Here is a 1308-nt window from a genome sequence, read left to right as displayed (position 1 = left end):
CTTTGAACTTCTTAATCTACCGGACAGTTTCCTGCCTTCATTTGATTTTATTGATGGGCATTTTAAACCTGTATTAGGTAGAAAGATTAACTGGATGAAGGCAGGGATCACTGAATGTGATCTGGTTATGACGGTTAGTCCACATTATGTCAAAGAACTCACTTCTGGCCCAGATAAAGGTGTTGAATTGGATGGCGTCCTTCGCACAAAGCCCCTTGAAACTGGAATTGTCAATGGCATGGATGTTTATGAATGGAATCCAGCAACAGATCAGTACATCAGCGTGAAATACGATGCAACAACGGTAACTGAAGCAAGGGCACTCAATAAGGAAATGCTACAAGCTGAAGTTGGGTTGCCTGTGGACTCGAGCATTCCTTTAATAGTTTTTGTTGGTCGTCTTGAAGAGCAGAAAGGGTCAGACATACTAATTGCAGCCATTCCAGAGTTCGTGGAGGAGAATGCCCAGATAATTGTTCTTGGTACAGGGAAGAAGAAAATGGAGGAGGAACTGATACTGCTCGAAGTTAAATATCCAAACAACGCTAGAGGGATAGCAAAATTTAATGTTCCTTTAGCGCATATGATGTTTGCTGGGGCTGATTTTATAATTGTTCCTAGTAGGTTTGAGCCATGTGGTCTCATCCAATTGCAAGGGATGAGATATGGAGTGGTTCCCATCTGCTCATCTACTGGAGGACTTGTCGACACGGTTAAGGAGGGCGTGACCGGATTCCACATGGGTTTGTTCAATGTCGAGTGCGAAACTGTTGATCCAGTGGACGTCACAGCGGTTGCTTCAACTGTCAAACGGGCTCTGAAGCAGTACAACACACCGGCATTCCAAGAAATGGTTCAGAACTGCATGGCTCAAGACCTATCTTGGAAGGGACCTGCAAAGAAGTGGGAGGAGGTTCTTCTTGGGTTGGGCGTTGAGGGGAGCCAGCCAGGCATCGAGGGTGAGGAGCTGGCGCCACTTGCCAAGGAAAACGTGGCCACTCCCTGAAATTCTCCATGACGGTGCCTAGCTTGCTGGCTTGTTTAGGTGACAGGCAGCCTGATAGGATCCCATGGACTTCTGAGCTCGCCACCGGCAAAGCCACTATTTGTATCCCTGCAGGCTTCTGCCATTTCTCTCGTCTACTTCACGTGCAATATAATCGCAGATGTTACTTAGAGATGATGGGCCAGATGGCATGCATTTGCCTGTTTCTCTCTCGCTCCTTCTGCATGTGTAATAGTATATTTGGCTGTGTAGTTCTGGACCCTGTCAGTCGCTGTCCTCGTACTGCATTTCTTGTAAGGAAC

At 46.8% G+C, this 1308-nt stretch carries 1 protein-coding gene; it reads left to right on the top strand.

What is annotated here, in order from left to right; translation table 11 throughout:
* The coding region (locus OKA04_RS24925) for a glycosyltransferase (RefSeq protein WP_264503849.1) at nt 1-1006 on the top strand (1006 nt) is incomplete at its 5' end.
* Between the last annotated feature and the right edge of the window lie 302 nt (nt 1007-1308).

The sequence above is a fragment of the Luteolibacter flavescens genome (genome assembly GCF_025950085.1).
GTDB classification, from domain to species: domain Bacteria; phylum Verrucomicrobiota; class Verrucomicrobiia; order Verrucomicrobiales; family Akkermansiaceae; genus Haloferula; species Haloferula flavescens.
Note: the sequence above shows the minus strand (reverse complement) of the source record. Positions and strands in the feature narration are given on the sequence as shown.